Below are 16,751 nucleotides of genomic sequence, written 5' to 3'. Positions count from 1 at the left end.
TCTTACAAATGATTGTCCTTATAGAATGCATGGTTTTACTTGTGCAGATTTGGATTTGCTTTGCTGCGGGGGTTGCATGATAGAAATTGTCATCGATGGAAAATATAGAATTGTAGAAGAGGGTCTAACCCTTTTAGAAGCAGCAAAAGTGTGTGGGGTCGAGATCCCATCGCTATGCGGAATGAACAAAAGTAATGAAAAAGTACCGTGTGACTTGTGTGTAGTTGAAGTCGAAAGTGGCGGTACTAAGCGTGCGTGTGAACTCGAAGTTTACCGCGGCCTTAATGTGGTCACGCAATCAGAACAATTAAGCGAGCACCGCAGAAAAGCACTCAACCGCATCATGACGGACCATTACGCCGATTGTGAAGCGCCATGTAAAACCGCGTGTCCAGCGGGCGTGGATATCCAATCGTACCTTTATCACATCGCACAGAACGATCATCAAAAAGCGATTGAAGTGATTAAGCGTACGCTTCCTATGCCGCTATCGATTGGTCGTGTGTGCCCGGCATTTTGTGAGAGCGAATGTCGCCGCTCGTTAGTCGATGAACCAATCGCAATTCGTCAGCTAAAACGTCATGCCGCGGATGCAGATTTGTCTGCGCATGAAGCCTATGTACCAGAAAAGAAACCAAGCAAAGGTTTGAACATTGCCGTCGTCGGCAGTGGTCCTGGTGGTCTAACGGCTGGCTACTACCTATCGAACGAAGGCTATGACGTTACGGTCTTTGAATCCATGCCAAAAGCGGGCGGTTGGTTGCGTTACGGTATTCCTGAATACCGTTTGCCAAAAGACATTCTCGATAAAGAAATCGAACTGATGTGCCGTAATGGCATGCAAGTTCACACTAATCAAAAGCTGGGTGTGGATTTAACGCTTTCTCAATTGAGCGAAGAATACGATGCGGTGTGTTTAGCTGTCGGCGCGTCTCAAGCGGTTGAAATGCATTACACAGGCAGTGACCTTGAAGGTTGCTACTTAGGCGTTGATTACCTCAAAGATTACGTCACTGAGCAAAACTATGTAACGGGTCAGAAAGTCGCGGTGATCGGTGGTGGTAACACGGCAATTGACTGTGCTCGTACTGCGCGTCGTACTGGTGCAGACACCACGTTGATTTACCGTCGTACCCGTGACGAAATGCCGGCAGAAGACTACGAGATTGTCGAAGCGGAACACGAAGGGGTGAAATTCCACTTCTTGACCAACCCTGCAGAAAACCTTGCCGATGAAACCGGACGCGTGAATGCGATTCGCCTAGAGCGCATGGCGTTGGGTGAGCCGGATGCATCTGGTCGTCGAAGCCCTAAACCAACCGGCGAGTTCTTCACCGAAGAGTTCGACACCGTAATTGCGGCAGTATCGCAAAAGCCAGATCTGAGCTTCCTCGAAGGTGAAGATTTGTCGATTCCACTTACGCGCTGGAACACCTCTGATGCAGATGAAAAGACCATGCACACCGGCACGGGCAATATCTTCAGTATTGGTGATTTCCGCCGCGGTCCAGCAACGGCAGTTGAAGCGGTGGGTGATGGCCGCGTTGCGGCAAAAGCGATTGACCTGTTTTTGAATGGTGATATGGCGGATATGCCAAAGGCAGCGTTCAACTCGCGTAAAGAGAAGAAGCTCTCTCAAGTCGATCCGCTTCACTTCGAGAACATCCAGAAAGTCGCTCGATCTATCATGCCTGAGCTGACTCCAGCACAACGCGAGCAAAGCTTCGCTGAAGTGGAGTTGGGTTTTGATAACGAAGAAGCAATGAAAGAAGCAGCGCGCTGTCTAGAATGTGGCTGTCAGGCAAATACCGATTGTGCGCTGCGTGATTACTCCACCGAATATGAGGCTGAGCAAAGCTTTGACTTCTCCTTGCAGATTAAATCGCATCAAGATTGGTTAGATCTCCGTGCGAAAGACTTGCGTCATAAGTACGAAGTTGACCGTAGCTCTGAGTTTATTGAGTTTGATGCTAACCGCTGTATTAGCTGTGGGCAGTGCATCCAAGCGTGTCGCGACAAAGCTGTGCACGGTGTACTGAACTTTGTGTGCGACAAACAAGGCCGTCCGGCATTACGTCCTGACGATCGTCCACACTTCGGAAGTAACAAGAATGGTTTAACCCTAATGGGCGATTCGAACTGCGTGCAATGTGGTGCGTGTGTTCAAGTGTGTCCAACGGGTGCGATGGTCGATAGTCGTGACCGTTCGCAAGGTCGTACTGAAGATCTGAAAGCGGTCGACACCATTTGTACATACTGTGGTGTGGGTTGTAAGTTGACTATGTTCGTGGACGAAGCAACCAATACGATTCGTTACGTTAAAGGTGGTGACTCGCCGGTTAACCAAGGCATGCTGTGTGTGAAAGGGCGCTTTGGTTTTGACTTCATTGGCAGTGAAGAGCGTCTTACCACGCCATTGATCCGCAAAGACGGTTGGTTGCAGCCTGCAAGCTGGGAAGAGGCGATTCAACTGATTGCGAGCAAGTTCTCTGGCATCAAGCAAGATTTTGGCAGCAACGCATTGGCGGGTTTCTCTTCAGCGAAAACCACGAACGAAGACAACTACGCGTTCCAAAAATTTGTCCGTCGTGAACTGGGCACCAATAACGTCGATCACTGTGCGCGCTTGTGTCACGCATCGAGTGTAACCGGTCTTGAGGCGTCACTGGGTAGTGGTGCAATGACCAACGACATTCCAAGCATTAAGCACTCGGATGTGATCTTTATTATCGGTTCGGATACCACATCAGCACACCCGATCATCGCTTCACACATCAAACAAGCAATTCGTCACCACGGCGCTCGTTTGATTGTGGCTGACCCGAAACGTGTCGATATGGCAGAGCATGCTGAGCTGTATATGGCGCACCGTCCGGGTACAGATGTGATGCTTTTAAATGGCGTCATGCAGCAGATCATCAAGAACGGTTGGTACGATCAAGAGTACATCGAAGAACGTGTCGACGGCTTTGATACCTTACTGCAAGAAGTGATGTCGCCAGCTTATAACCTCGATAAAGTGGAGTTGGTTACGGGCGTAAAAGCCGAAGACATTCAAGCAATGGCGCGCATGATCGGTACAGCAGATCGTACGGCTGTTTACTACTCGATGGGTATTACTCAGCACACGACAGGTCATGACAACGTGCGTTCTATCGCTAACCTGCAATTGCTGTGTGGCAACATCGGTATTGAAGGTGGTGGTATTAACCCGCTGCGTGGTCAATCAAACGTGCAAGGCGCGTGTGATATGGGCGCTTTGCCAAACAGCTTCCCGGGCTACCAAAAGGTATACAACCCAATTGTGCGTCAGAAGTTTGCGATTGAATGGAACGCACCAAATCTGCCTTCTGAGCAAGGTCTAACCCTGACAGAAATCATTGATGCGGCTTGCCATCGTGATGTTCGTGGTATGTACATCATGGGTGAGAACCCAGTATTGAGTGACCCGAACCAAGCGCATGTGATTGAAGGTTTAGAAGCACTCGACTTCTTGGTGGTTCAAGACATCTTCCTAACGGAGACTGCACAATACGCGGATGTGGTTCTGCCTTCTTGCTCGTTTGCAGAGAAAGCGGGGCACTTCACCAATACGGAGCGTCGTGTACAGCGCGTGAATCCGGTTGTCACGGCGCCGGGTGAAGCGAAAGAGGATTGGTGGATTATTCAAGAAATCGCCAATGCCATGGGCAGTGATTGGGATTACCATTGCGTGTCTGATATCACTAATGAAATCGCACGTGTGACACCTCAATACGCGGGTCTTCGTTGGGATGCCATTACGCCAAACGGTGTGCAATGGCCGAGTAACAAGAACAACCCGGCGGGTACTCGCATCATGCACCAAACCCAGTTTACTCGTGGTAAAGGGCAGATGGTGGGCGTACCGTTCCGTTATGCGGCTGAGCTGCCAGATGAAGAGTATCCACTGGTGTTAACGACGGGTCGCGTACTTGAGCAGTTCCACACTGGCACCATGACTCGCAAAACCAAAGGGTTGGATAACCTTGCTGGCCCTCGCGCAATGGTGAGCGTGGAAGACGCAGAAGCGCTAGGCATCAGTAATGGTCAGCGTCTGACAGTGTCTACACGTCGCGGCAGCATTGAGATTGATGCCTTTGTGACTAAGCGTATTCAAAAAGGAGTGGTGTTCATTCCATTCCACTTTGTTGAATCGCCAGTCAACCGTCTAACGACAACAGCGACTGATCCGCATGCGAAGATCCCTGAGTTCAAGGTCGCTGCGGTTAAAGTGGAAGTGAGCGAAAAGGCGCTACTTACGGAGCCTGCAACGGAAGCGGTTCATTCCATTTAGGCCAATCTGTTTAGATACAGGTTAGCAGCGCACTGGCGAGTTGGGCGGTTACATATAAGCTTATGATATGTAATCGCTAAATGAGCCGTGCGTGTGCTAAGAGTCATTAAATGGATTGTGTTGTTTTTACCCGCTTCAATTTGGCTGGTGGCAAGGCAACATCATGATATCTGGTGGGCGGAGAATCTAACCTCGATTCCCGCTCTCTTTTTATTCGTCTACCTAGGTTTTGCTCTGGTACTTTTGGTTTGCCGTCACTGGGTGAAAGCCATTTTCTCTGCTTTAATCGGCTTAACTTCTATTGCGTTTCTCTTACCCACTCAAATCACAAACAACCAAACCTGCGAAAATCCGCTGACAATAGTCCAATTCAACCTGTTCTACGAAAATCCGGACATCAATCAGTTCATCAATTACTTGCTTAAACACCCTGCAGATTTGGTGGTGATGCAAGAGCTCTCGCCTCAAGTGGGGGAGAAGCTTCATCTTCTCGACGACATTTATCCTTTCTATTATGGCGGCCAGCGCGGCGTTGGTTACCCGTCAAATCAGATGATTTTGAGCCGCTATCCTTTGGAGCCTGTTTCGATTTATCACACCCCAGATGGTCAAGAGGTGATTCGAGCAACATGGCAAGTGGACAACCCTATTACTTTAATGACGGCGCATCCTCCCTCGCCAAGAACCGAGCCGTTATGGCAACGCCGCAATGCCCTGATTCGAACCATAGAAACCCTTACTGATTTGTACCCAACACCGGAAATGATCGTGATAGGGGATTTCAATCTTTCTGCTGCAAGCCCGAGGTTTAATGGGCTGTTTTCTCGTTTCCAAACTCAACCTGTTGCCAGTTGGCCAACATCAGTGAAAGGCTTGCCGGTTCCTGCTTTCGCCATGATAGGGATTGATCATCTCTGGCTTAAGTCAGAAAACTCAAATCGGATGATCTGCTCACGAGCATCGACAAATCAACCGAATGGCTCTGATCACAGGTTGGTGACGACGCTCATAGGGCAATGAGTTAGCACTTTCTATTGGCAAAGTGTCTAGTTATTTAGAATTAGGTTAAATCGCGGTGTGGCTTGTCATGGAATTGACGGACTCTGACCTTAAGTTGTTATTTGGGTGAATTCTTTAACCTAAACTCCATCCGCTTCCTATACTGAGAATATAGAGAAAAGCAGAAATTCATAATGATAAGAGGCAACTTGTATGACAAGAACTACCTCAGCAGTGTTAATACTTATTTTAATGAGCGCCTATTTTGCCTATAACCGTTTTTACGTTTATCCGCAAAAGCTAGAAACACAGGCGGAATCGATGCTGATCCAAATGGCCAACCGTGAAGAGTGGCTTGACGTACATGAGATGATGGAACGTGTAGAAGCGCACAAGGCGCATCTGGAGTTGAACGCAGATATCACCTCAACCAGCGGTAAACGTGCATACAGCGAAGGTTACATTACCTATAGCGACCGCAGTCGAAACGTATGTAAACAAGTGGTTTTCAACTTCAAAATCAACTCGCTAAGAAGTTATAGCATTTCAGATCTGCACGATTGCTCTCTGGGTGAGTATTACTGATCTCGCTACGATAATTGATGATTCAATAAAAACGCCTCCAAATCCGGAGGCGTTTTTAGTTTGGAATCTGATGGATTAATCGAGTGATTTTTTGAAGCGTAATGATGCAACAACTAAACCTATCACCGTAAAGCCCAGTAGCCAGACTGTATCTCGCCATAGCTCCATTAAGTCTGCACCGCGCAACACCACACCCCGAATAATACGCATAAAGTGAGTGGCTGGCAGGGCTTCTGATATCCATTGTGCCGCGACGGGCATTCCTTCATACGGGAACATAAATCCGGACAGAAGAATCGACGGCAAAAGAATAAACACCGTCATCTGCATGGCCTGAAGCTGTGTCGTCGCAATGGTGGATATAACCAAACCCAAGGTTAAACTCGCGGCGATAAATAACAGCGTACCAAACAGTATCTGACTAATGGCGCCGTTTATCGGTACACCAAATATCCAGTGACCCAAGCCTAAAATGATAAACACCTGTATCAGACCAACAAAGATGTAGGGAATGATCTTCGCTACCATGAGTTCGATGGAGTGGATTGGCGTAGTAATCAGTAACTCTAAATTGCCACGTTCCCGTTCTCGAACAATGGCTGCGCTGGTGAACAAGATCATCGTCATGGTTAGAATCACGCCCAATAAACCGGGGACAATGTTCACCGCCGAGCGCCGACTCGGGTTGTAATACAGCGCAACTTCAAAGGTTTTGGTTGGGGCAGGGCGTATCTCAAAATCAAAATCCGTTAACGGCATGGTTTGTAGCGAGAGAATCGCAGAGCTGATCATGGTGTCTGAACCATCCACAATCCATTGGCCAAGCTCTCGCCCTTGCACCATACGTTGGGTTAAATCGCTAGGCAGAATTAAAGCCGCTCGTACCAAGCCGTCTTGAATGGCTTGCTCGGCTTCTGATGCGGTAGCGAAGGTTTCGACCACATCGACCACTTGCGTGACTTTGACGGACTCGGTGATCACACGCCCGGCAGTACTGCCACTTTGATCGACGACGCCAACGGGAATGTTACGAATATCCGTATTAATGGCAAAGCCGAACAGCAGGAGCTGAATCAACGGGATCATCACGACCATGCCAAAGGTAATGCGGTCACGTGAAAGCTGGCGGATTTCTTTGATCATTACCGCTTTCATACGTGCGATAGATTTCATCATTGGCGACCTTCTCCCGTAACACTGACAAACACATCTTCCAAGCTCGGGCGAGCAATGTTCATTTCGCAGCCATCAAGCTCAGGAAAGGTCTGGGTTAACCATTCGATCGGTTGTTCGATGTGCTGGTGGATCAAAATGCGTAAGCGAATGCCGAGCTGTGCGGCTGAGCGTACCTCTTCGCGCTGAATGACTTTCTCTTTTAGCTCGCGTAAGTTATCCGCTTTGACTTCGACGATGTTAACGCCCATTTGCGCCATGAGTTCTTCTGGCTCACCATCGGCGCGGATTTCCCCCGCTTCCATAATCGCCAGACGATGACAGCGCTCTGCTTCATCCATGTAGTGCGTAGTGACCAAAATCGTCGTACCTTGGTCAGAGAGATCAAACAACTGCTCCCAGAAATCGCGTCGGTTCTCTGGGTCAACCGCAGACGTGGGTTCATCAAGAAACAACAGTTCTGGTTTGTGCATGGTCGCTGCGGCGAGAGACAAGCGTTGTTTCTGGCCACCACTCATTCCGCCGACGCGTTGCTTACGCAGTTGGTCGAGACCGTAGGTGGATAGTTGTTCTTCGATGCGAGCTTTCAGGGCCTTGGTTTCCATACCAAAGATTTGTCCAATAAACTCAAGATTCTCTTGAACCGTCAGGTCATCATAAAGTGAGAACTTTTGTGTCATGTAGCCTATCTTAAGGCGCAGAAGCTCAGATTGTTTTGGGATCTCTAGCCCGAGTACATCGACATTGCCCTCACTTGGGCTGAGTAGGCCTGTTAACACACGAATGGTTGTCGATTTACCGCAGCCGTTGGGGCCAAGAAAACCATAAATACTGCCTTTGGGCACATTAAGCGTGATGTTGTTGATGGCGGTGAAGTCACCAAACTTCTTCACTACATTTTCAGCTTGAATCGCGTATTCGGTCATTGGCTTACTCCACCAAATCCACTTGCGCTGGAATGCCCGAAGGCAAGGATTGTGCTGAGTCTTGTAGGTCGACTTCTGCAAGGTACATCAAACGCGAGCGTTCTTCCTCGGTAAGCGCGAAATAAGGTGTGAATGAAGGTTCAGTTGCAACCCAACGAACGGTGCCGCTATATGGTTGCTCAACGCCATCTACATGCACGTTAACCGTTTTACCCGGCACAAAGTCGACTCGATAGTTAGCAGGAACATAAACACGAGCGTATGGGACGCGGCTGGCTTGTATTACAGCAACCACGCCATTCACCGGAACGCGTTCACCAAGGTTAAACGGTAGGTTATCTAACAAGCCATCTCGCGTGGCCGTGATGGTGAGTTCTGCCAGTTTCTGTTCTTGTAGTGCCACATCGGCTTTTGCTGCCATGAGTGCGGCTTTCGCTTGTTCAATATCTTCAGGACGAGAGCCAGCGGTCAGTTTGCTGAACTCTTCTTGTGAGGAGTCTAGCTCTGCACGGGCAGAATCTCTGGCTGCTAAAGCGGTGTCTTTTTCTGATTGGCTGATGAGTTTTTTACGAACTAATTCCGCTTTACGTTGGTAGTTCTTTTGCGCTTCAACCAATTGAGCTTCTGCTCTGGCAACGCGAGCTTGCGCTGCGGCAATGTCTTCTGGTCGCTCACCATTGGTCAATTTCAAAAGATAGGCGTCAGCCTTGGCTTGTTCGGCTACGGCGTGAGCTAAAACGGCTTCTTGGTTCTTTGTATCGAGCTGAACCAGCACTTCTCCTTCGGTGACTTGGCTGCCTTCCTTGATGGGTAGAGCACGAATTATCTCGCTAGAGGTTGCAGTAAAAGTTACGCGGTCACGTTCTAGTGTGCCAAGGGCTTGCTGTCCGTCATCTTTGGAACAAGCAGTTAAAAGAGTCAGGGCTAGGGTGCCAAGAATGATTCGCTTCATCATGCGACGCTTCCTCTAAGAAGGTGAGCTCGAATTCGTATCAAGCTATAGAAGAGTGTGGGACTGCATTCAGTGTAACGTGAGTCAGTTTTGTCCGGCTAGGAAGTTAATTCCTTCAATATTCATCAATTGATTAATTATTGAAGCTGGCTTTATACTGCGGAAGCCGTGCTTTACTTGGCTCTTTTAAGTTGATTACATGAATATCATTTAAACAAAAATCTTGCCTTTCATGTAGAGCACGCCGTCGCCAGATACTCTTACTTGTTCGCCAGTAACTTCACAGTGCAAAATGCCTCCGCGCTGAGAAGCTTGGTAAGCGACCAGTGATGTTTTGCCTAACGTTTCTGCCCAGAACGGTGCTAACCCAGCGTGAATCGAGCCAGTTACGGGGTCTTCGTCACCACCATTTGCAGGCCAAAAGTAACGCGATACAAAGTCTTGTTGATCACCTTTCGCGGTAACGACCACATCGTAAGGAGCGAGTGTCTTGAGGTGCTCTGAACGATGTTGAACCTCAAGTACCTCCTGCTGGTTGCCGACCACCACGAAATACGCTTGAGGGCTAAGCAGTACGCGTTCCACATCGCAACTTAGGCCTTCAATCAATGCCGAGGGAATATCAGAAACGGCTTTTGGAGGACGAGCAGGGAACGTCATCTCGATCTTACCTTGCGCATTCTTCTCTACGGTGAGAGTTCCTACTTCCAGAGTATGAAATTCAATCGTGCCATTAATGCCAAACTCATCAAACAGAACTAACGAAGAGGCCAGTGTTGCGTGTCCACAGAAATCGATTTCAGTAATCGGAGAGAACCAACGAATCTCATATCGGTTTGCGCCAATGGATTTTAGAAAAGCCGTTTCCGACAAGTTGTTTTCTGTCGCGATATTTTGCATCAATTCTGGGGCTAGCCATTCCTCTAACGGTATCACCGCTGCTGAGTTGCCTTTGAATTGCGTATCGGTGAAGGCGTCCACCACGTAGATATCCAATTCCATTTTCCTTCCTTATTCCGTGAGCGATTAATTAGCATAAACCAAGTGCAATTAAGAGAGTAAGAAGTTTGTGTTAGAATCTTAAAGTGTCAAAATTATAGATTATTTTGTGTTTTTTGATACTTGCTGAAAAGGATTCGGACTACTGGGTATTTAGACTAGTGTTGAATTCATTGAAAGGAAGAAAAACATGAAAGCGATCTACAGGTCAGTTTTGGTATTGAGTGTTTTTGCGGTCGGTTCTGCCCATGCATTTGAACTCGTGAGTAGAGATATTCAAGAAGGCCACCCGATGGCGAAGACATTTGAATACTCTGGTTGGGGATGTGATGGCGGGAATCAATCACCACAATTGATGTGGAAAGAAGCTCCAAAGGGCACAAAAAGTTTTGCGATCACCGTGTATGACCCCGATGCACCAACAGGCAGTGGTTTTTGGCATTGGATAGCGTTTAATATTCCATCCACCGTTAGCGAGCTGCCTCGAGGCATTGATATGAACAAGTTAGGTGGCAAAGAATCTCGTATTGACTACGGCACAACGGGGTTCGGCGGCGCGTGTCCTCCAAAGAATGATGGGATGCATCGTTACCAGTTTACGGTGTGGGCATTGCCAACTGAAGAACTGAATTTGGATGAAAACACGCCACCAGCCATTGTAGGGTTTACTTTGAATAGTGTTGCTTTGGGTAAAGCGACATTAACCACGACTTACACGCGATAATTGAATATAAGGGGAGAGAATGGGTCACCAATATCAGGTTACGCTGTTTCGTGCGGAGCAGCAGCAGAAGCTTCGTAATGTCAGGATTCACTCCCCAAGCCTTATTCAGATTGTTAAGGGGAGTAAACATCTTTTCTGGAAAGACGAAGTACTCGACATCCATCATCCAAATATCATGCTTTGTGAAGCAAATGCATCCCTAAATTTTGAAAATCTTCCTCTACAAGGGCGATTTCTTTCTCGAATGTTCAGTTTTCACTGTGTGCCTAGCGATGAAATGTTGGAGCTAAGCATGAGCAACGCATTAGGAAACTATGTACCCGTTGTTGAGACAGATAAAGCATTGCAAGCGACGTTAAATGCTTTGTTTTCGTTTGAGCGGGAAAGCTTAAGTGAAGCGACACAACGCTATTGGATTATGGGTCTATATCAGCAGCTAGCTGAGAGAGGGTTATTGCATCGGTTGTTCTCGAGTTCACATATCTCTTTTAGTCAGAAACTTAGTCGTTACTTATCGCGCTCTCCAGGGGAGGAGCATCCATTAGACATGGTCGCGGGGCACTTTGCTATGAGCCGAGCAACATTGATACGCAAACTGAAACAAGAAGGTACCCAGTATCGTGAAGTATTGGCAGAAGTGCGCCTAAATCACGCACTTTACTTGATGCAAAATGGCTCGTATAACGTTGCGCTGCTAGCACAGTTGTGTGGTTATCAGTCAGAGGGGCGTTTTAGCCAACGCTTTAAAAGTAAGTTCGGCCTAACGCCCAGCGAGTATATTAAAACGGTAGTGAGTTAATGTTTTACCGCTTTTGTATTTTTTGTGCTTTTTAGGTTAGCCATAATATTTGGCCTTCATTCGCAATGCTACATTCACCAAAGCAATCAACACAGGCACTTCGATCAGTGGACCAATGACACCAGCAAAAGCTTGGTCTGAGTTTAGGCCAAACACCGCGATAGAAACCGCAATTGCCAATTCAAAGTTGTTGCCTGTTGCCGTGAAAGCAATCGACGCGTTTTTGTCGTAGTCAATGCCCATTTTCTTACCAACGAAGAAGCTGACAAAGAACATCAACACAAAGTAGATAGCCAGTGGAATTGCTACACGGAATACATCCATTGGCAGTTCAAGAATCATTTCACCTTTCAAGCTGAACATCAGCACGATGGTCGCAAGCAGGGCGATAAGCGTAATTGGTGAAATGCGTGGGATGAACACGTCGTTGTACCATTGTTCACCTTTCGCAGCGACCAGCCATTTACGGCTTAGGAAGCCCGCTAGGAATGGGATACCAAGGTAAATCAGAACGCTTTCCGCGATGTCCATCATCGAGATATCAACCACGAAACCTTCGTAACCAAAGACTGGTGGCAACACAGTGATGAATAACCATGCCATCACACTGTAAGTCACGATTTGGAAAGCGCTGTTTAGTGCAACTAGGGCTGCGCCGTATTCTTTGTTACCGCCACCGATATCGTTCCATACCAATACCATCGCAATACAACGAGCAAGACCGATCAGAATGATACCAACCATGTAACCCGGATGATCACCTAGGAAAGTCAATGCAAGGATGAACATCAAAATAGGGCCGACAATCCAGTTCATGACCAAAGACAGCGTGATCGCTTTTTTGTCTTTCGTCACTGTGCCTAGCAGGTTGTAGTTCACCTTTGCGAGTGGCGGGTACATCATCAAAATTAAACCAATCGCTAGCGGTACGTTTGTGCTGCCAACTGACATTGACTCATTCCACTCAGCAACTTGAGGGAATGCTGCGCCAATACCTACACCGATTGCCATTGCAACAAAAATCCACACCGTTAGGTAACGGTCCAAGAAGCTCATTTTGTCGCTGGCACTATTTAAAACTTGAGTAGTCATAGTGTTCTCTTATTCGTTCATCGTCGAAAGGCGATAGTTAAAGGTATAGTTTATCTCTGCACGCCTGACCAGCGTGCAAAGGGAGTTAATCAAATAACTTGGAAAATCCTAGATTGAACTGATCAAACGCGTCACGTTGAATGCGGTAACACACCTTAGGTGGGTTTGGCTCGGCGCTGATAAAGCCAGCTTGCTTTAGAATACGCAAGTGCTCGGAAACAGTAGATTGCGCAAGACCCAGTTCAGAAACCAAATCACTGTTCAAACAACCGCCCATGGTATCGAGCGTGTGCAGGATATGCAGAATGCGCAAACGTGCTGGATGCGACAAAGCTTTTGCTTGCGCTGCTAGAGTTTGTTCTTTCTCGAGCTGTTGTTGCGTTGTCTGAAAAACGACTTCGCACGTGTCCTTGCACTTATCACTCATTCGCTGGCCTTAATAGTTAATCGTCGAATTGCGATAAAGTGTACGCCTGCTCTGTGGAAGATGCAACAAATCGATGAAAAAATTAATCGTGAAATAACGATGAATAAAAAGTTGAAAAAATATATCTTTTAAAAACAGTGATATAATTAAAAATTAAGTAGGTTACTAAAAGTTAACTAATTGCACTATATTTCTAGGTTACCATAATAAACCACATCCGACGCACAATGGTTACTGCGTCATCTTGTGAACTTATTTAAAGGTAATCCCATGAGCAACGTACTGATCATCAATGCACACGAACCATCACCATATTCAGAAGGTCGTCTAAATGCTTCTCTTGTCGACAAAGCACAGACGCTTCTGCAAGCAAAAGGCCATGAGGTTCGCGTTGTGACAATGCAAGATGAGATCAACGTAGATGAGCAACTCGCACACTTTGAGTGGGCTGATCGCGTGATCATCCAAAGCCCAATCAACTGGATGTCTGTGCCTTGGTCATTCAAAAAATACATGGACGACGTGTTTACTGCGGGTATGGGCGGCGCACTATGTGCATTCGATGGCCGTAGCGCAGAAGAACCAAAGAAAAACTATGGTACAGGCGGCACTCAAACCAACAGCAAATACATGCTGTCACTGACATTCAACGCGCCAGAAGAATCGTTTGATGATGAGAGCGAATACCTATTCCAAGGTAAAGGCGTGGACGATTTGATGTTCCACATGCACGCTAACTTCCGCTTCTTTGGTATGTCAGCACTGCCTACATTCGCTTGTTACGACGTGATGAAGAACGCAGATATCGAAAACGATTTTGTTCGTTTCGAAGCGCACATTAACGAAAACTTCTAATCCTTTTAGAAAGATAGTGCGAACTGAATGATGAATTGAGATGGACTGCTACATGCGGTCCATTTTTATTTGTTTGCGGCGAGGTGACGTTTTTATTACTCTAAAGCACTAAATGTATCTAGCTTACTTTTCGTTACCTAGATTAGGTGCGTATCTTGAGGTGTATTGTGGAAAGCAGAATCAGTGTAGATAGCAAAGGTCGTAAGTCAGTGGCGAACGTATGTGCGGAGCCATGTGCTATCGAGAAAGGGATGCGTCTAATTGGTGGTAAATGGAAAGGTTCTCTGATTTATCATTTGAAAGACGGCCCAGTTCGTTTCAATGACTTAGCACGCATGCTAGGCGGTGCAAGTAAAAAGATGATCGACCAACGCCTGAAAGAGCTAGAAGCGGAAGGTATGGTGGTGCGCAAAGTGATCAGCGACCGCCCAATTGCCGTAAGCTATGAACTAACAGAGTTCGGCCGTACCGCACTTAAGATTCTTGATGATTTGCGAATTTGGTCTGAAAAGCATCAAATTGAGCTTCGTTAAGACCAAAGTAGTTAATCGCAAACGTTACTCTCTTTTGAAAGCTGATTAACAATACATCGCCGTTTATACCCAAGTAACTTAGATGTGCTTCATTCAAATCGTAATTTGTTTCGTAAAACAACGTACTCTTTCTAGTCAGGCATATCGAGGCTACTTGAGCATAATCGTACTTTTTAAGTTTTTGATTTTTAGTTATTATTTTATCATACTTAATAAGTTGTAGAATAAATCACTCACTTCAGTTGAATTTAAAAAAACACTATTTAATTCCAGTTTCTTTTCAAAATCGGAATATTTATCGAATTCCTCTTTCTCAACTAAACCTATTGGTGAGTTGTCGTTAACGTGTTTTTCATATTTTTTGATGGTATATAATTTTGACTTTTCGTCAAAATATTGAATTATCTTAATGTTAACGTCAGGTCTCTCCGTATTATACGTGATCGTAATTTTTTCATAATCTTTATTAATCGGAGTCGTAAGCCCTGTAGGGTAGATGATTTTAAACCCATTAATATCATTCTTCTTCGTGCTTTTATAATGTTTTGAGTATGAAAAGTTTTCAATTGCACTTTTAGTGACGATAATTGACTCACCTTTCTTTAAACCGTATTCGGTACATTCATAATCGTCAACAACCGTAGAATTTCTTTTCTTTTCAATCAGGTAGGACATAGTTGCAGATGTCCCTCCGTGTTCCAGTTTTTGTTGGTTTACAGAACAATAGAAATGACCTTTGTCCACCGTCATTGCGTTGACTTGTTCCGGATTTGAAATGGTGGGATGTATATCTTTTGCTGGATCGTTGTCGCTTCCTCCTGAACCGCATCCAACTAATCCGATACAAACGGCCATATAAAGCAAAGAGATTTTATTCATACTGTATTTCTCAATTAAGATGTGTGATTGCAAATAACGATTAATTATATTTATATAAAGTGAAAATTTTTATTTTTAATTGAACGGTGTTTTATTTATAATTTAATCGTTTGCTTTTATTTTGTCTCTTACGGTATCTATGTTTTCATTTATGGTATGAATTATTAGAATTGCACAATTGTGGGCTGCAATAGGATAATAATCGCTAGCCAACTACTTGTGTAGATACCGTTATGATTTATATATCCGTTAAGTCTAAGTTTTTAGTCTTAATTTCATGTATTTATCGTGAAAGTGACTTAGAAGTAAATACTTAACGTCGTTTGAGGGGAGCCTGAGCTTCACTGATCTCGTTTTTCATCAAGGCGTTGTATAATGAACAAGGACTCTATTTCCAACTTGTTGATACATATCAGATCTCACGGATCTGATATGCATTCCAAGTTATTCTCACTGAGGCAAGAATCCTAGCTTATTTAAGGATAGAAAGTTTACTTGGGTGTAGAAGATATTAGTAATCCAATGTGCCACGGATAGGGTAGTTATTGTTTGGATCGCGAATCCATGCCAATCCGCGTGATAGCGCGCCAAGCTCAGGGCGAACAAACGGGTTGTTTGAAATATCCACCACGTGTAAGTCGCCGTGTTCATTCACCACAAACAGACCTGGTTCTGCGAAATTATGATCGGTTTCCTGTTCAGATCGAGGAATAGATACATACAAGCCTAGCGTTTTCATTTGTTCTTCGGTCAGGCCGTAAGCGATAGGGAAGCTGATTTCGAGTTTCTCTAGATGCCCCTCTAGCTGTGCTTTTGAGTCGCCAGAAACGGCAAGAATATCGACGCCAGCATCAGCGAAAGCCTGTTTGTAACTCTCAAGCTCGTTGAGGTACTTAGTACAAAGAGGGCAGTGTTTACCACGATAAACGAATACTGCTTGCCAAGTCGCATCACCTTGCGGCTGACCCAACGTCACGTTTGAACCATCTAGCAAAGTGGCTTGAAGATGAGGGAAGCTGTCGCCCGCTTTAAGTTTCACTGAAGTTGCCATATTGACTCCCGAATTGGTGGTGTATATCCATGAATGCCCCTTTCTCAACAAAGCGATTGGGGGATGAGACTTCAATGTAGACTCTGTTTTGCGGTGTTTCAACTAGTTAACTTTTAGTAACCTGCAATAAGGTAGTAGAGTGCAAAAGATGAAAAAGCAGAACTTAAGATACAACGAAGTGGGGGTGTAGTATCAGGAGCTAAGTTCTGCTTGAGGTTAGGCTATGACCACTGGAACATATCGTTAAGATAAACCAGAGTCATCACTTCTATTTTATTACTCGATTGAGCTAGGCGTTGCTGAAAAAAGTACGCCATCATTGGCTTCTTCATTTTTTCCTCCTTTAGCTGACGAGTAAATTATGTGTATAAAAGGGGATATAAAAAAGAGAGTGCTTTTGTTGGCTTTTTTCCTAATAACGTAAATATATGGGGCTTTAAAG

Annotated in this window: 15 protein-coding genes; 7 read left to right on the top strand and 8 right to left on the bottom strand. The window is 45.7% G+C overall.

The features are described from left to right. The first annotated feature begins 76 nt into the window (after nucleotides 1-76). From fdhF to R7D93_RS01380, 3 genes are all read left to right on the top strand, one after another. Nucleotides 77-4,315: a formate dehydrogenase subunit alpha gene (gene fdhF / locus R7D93_RS01390; RefSeq protein WP_225496330.1), complete on the top strand. Its 4,239-nt coding sequence runs from the start codon at nucleotides 77-79 to the stop codon at nucleotides 4,313-4,315. Nucleotides 4,316-4,408: 93 nt separating this feature from the next. Next, nucleotides 4,409-5,335, top strand: a complete 927-nt coding sequence (locus tag R7D93_RS01385) for an endonuclease/exonuclease/phosphatase family protein (RefSeq protein WP_225496321.1) — start codon at nucleotides 4,409-4,411, stop codon at nucleotides 5,333-5,335. A 192-nt stretch (nucleotides 5,336-5,527) separates the two neighbouring features. Then, nucleotides 5,528-5,899, top strand: a complete 372-nt coding sequence (locus R7D93_RS01380; protein WP_027726579.1) for a hypothetical protein — start codon at nucleotides 5,528-5,530, stop codon at nucleotides 5,897-5,899. 75 nt (nucleotides 5,900-5,974) lie between these two features. Here the strand turns inward: R7D93_RS01380 and R7D93_RS01375 are convergent, their stop codons facing one another. The 4 genes from R7D93_RS01375 to R7D93_RS01360 all read right to left on the bottom strand — a co-directional run bounded on the left by R7D93_RS01375 (nucleotide 5,975) and on the right by R7D93_RS01360 (nucleotide 9,952). After that, nucleotides 5,975-7,072: an ABC transporter permease gene (locus tag R7D93_RS01375; RefSeq protein ID WP_009706212.1), complete on the bottom strand. Its 1,098-nt coding sequence runs from the start codon at nucleotides 7,070-7,072 to the stop codon at nucleotides 5,975-5,977. After that, a complete protein-coding gene (locus R7D93_RS01370; protein ID WP_033906808.1) occupies nucleotides 7,072-7,998 on the bottom strand; it encodes an ABC transporter ATP-binding protein in 927 nt (308 codons plus the stop codon). Before R7D93_RS01370 ends, R7D93_RS01375 begins: the two co-directional genes overlap by 1 nt. Nucleotides 7,999-8,002: 4 nt before the next feature. Further along, on the bottom strand, nucleotides 8,003-8,953 hold the full coding sequence (locus tag R7D93_RS01365; protein ID WP_005385136.1) for an HlyD family secretion protein: 951 nt from the start codon (nucleotides 8,951-8,953) through the stop codon (nucleotides 8,003-8,005). Between the two features lie 207 nt (nucleotides 8,954-9,160). Next, nucleotides 9,161-9,952, bottom strand: coding sequence for a PhzF family phenazine biosynthesis protein (locus tag R7D93_RS01360; RefSeq protein WP_225496319.1), 792 nt, complete (start codon nucleotides 9,950-9,952; stop codon nucleotides 9,161-9,163). A gap of 187 nt (nucleotides 9,953-10,139) precedes the next feature. Between R7D93_RS01360 and R7D93_RS01355 the strand changes: the two genes are divergently transcribed. Continuing rightward, on the top strand, nucleotides 10,140-10,673 hold the full coding sequence (locus R7D93_RS01355) for a YbhB/YbcL family Raf kinase inhibitor-like protein (RefSeq protein WP_104976490.1): 534 nt from the start codon (nucleotides 10,140-10,142) through the stop codon (nucleotides 10,671-10,673). A 19-nt stretch (nucleotides 10,674-10,692) separates the two neighbouring features. Then, nucleotides 10,693-11,472, top strand: coding sequence for a helix-turn-helix domain-containing protein (locus R7D93_RS01350; protein ID WP_137283102.1), 780 nt, complete (start codon nucleotides 10,693-10,695; stop codon nucleotides 11,470-11,472). Between the two features lie 36 nt (nucleotides 11,473-11,508). Here R7D93_RS01350 and arsB read toward each other — a convergent pair whose 3' ends face one another. Continuing rightward, nucleotides 11,509-12,564 (bottom strand): ACR3 family arsenite efflux transporter, encoded by a 1,056-nt coding sequence (arsB, locus tag R7D93_RS01345; RefSeq protein WP_005385145.1) that lies wholly within the window; start codon nucleotides 12,562-12,564, stop codon nucleotides 11,509-11,511. Nucleotides 12,565-12,649: 85 nt separating this feature from the next. Further along, a complete protein-coding gene (locus tag R7D93_RS01340; RefSeq protein ID WP_005375451.1) occupies nucleotides 12,650-12,991 on the bottom strand; it encodes an ArsR/SmtB family transcription factor in 342 nt (113 codons plus the stop codon). A 270-nt stretch (nucleotides 12,992-13,261) separates the two neighbouring features. On the opposite strand from R7D93_RS01340, the gene R7D93_RS01335 reads away from it, so the two are divergent. After that, complete coding sequence (locus R7D93_RS01335) at nucleotides 13,262-13,846, top strand: NAD(P)H-dependent oxidoreductase (protein WP_017635228.1); 585 nt, start codon at nucleotides 13,262-13,264, stop codon at nucleotides 13,844-13,846. A 167-nt stretch (nucleotides 13,847-14,013) separates the two neighbouring features. Next, nucleotides 14,014-14,379, top strand: a complete 366-nt coding sequence (locus tag R7D93_RS01330; protein WP_005375456.1) for a winged helix-turn-helix transcriptional regulator — start codon at nucleotides 14,014-14,016, stop codon at nucleotides 14,377-14,379. Between the two features lie 195 nt (nucleotides 14,380-14,574). Here the strand turns inward: R7D93_RS01330 and R7D93_RS01325 are convergent, their stop codons facing one another. Together R7D93_RS01325 and R7D93_RS01320 are read right to left on the bottom strand one after the other, a co-directional pair. Further along, complete coding sequence (locus tag R7D93_RS01325; protein ID WP_225496317.1) at nucleotides 14,575-15,258, bottom strand: hypothetical protein; 684 nt, start codon at nucleotides 15,256-15,258, stop codon at nucleotides 14,575-14,577. 511 nt (nucleotides 15,259-15,769) lie between these two features. After that, the gene (locus tag R7D93_RS01320; protein WP_054578683.1) at nucleotides 15,770-16,309 is read right to left on the bottom strand and encodes a redoxin domain-containing protein; all 540 of its coding nucleotides are present in this window, start codon (nucleotides 16,307-16,309) and stop codon (nucleotides 15,770-15,772) included. Between the last annotated feature and the right edge of the window lie 442 nt (nucleotides 16,310-16,751).

The organism is Vibrio sp. YT-15 (assembly GCF_033337445.1).
GTDB classification, from domain to species: domain Bacteria; phylum Pseudomonadota; class Gammaproteobacteria; order Enterobacterales; family Vibrionaceae; genus Vibrio; species Vibrio alginolyticus.
The sequence above is the reverse complement of the archived record's forward strand: the minus strand, read 5'-3'. Positions and strand labels throughout refer to the sequence as shown.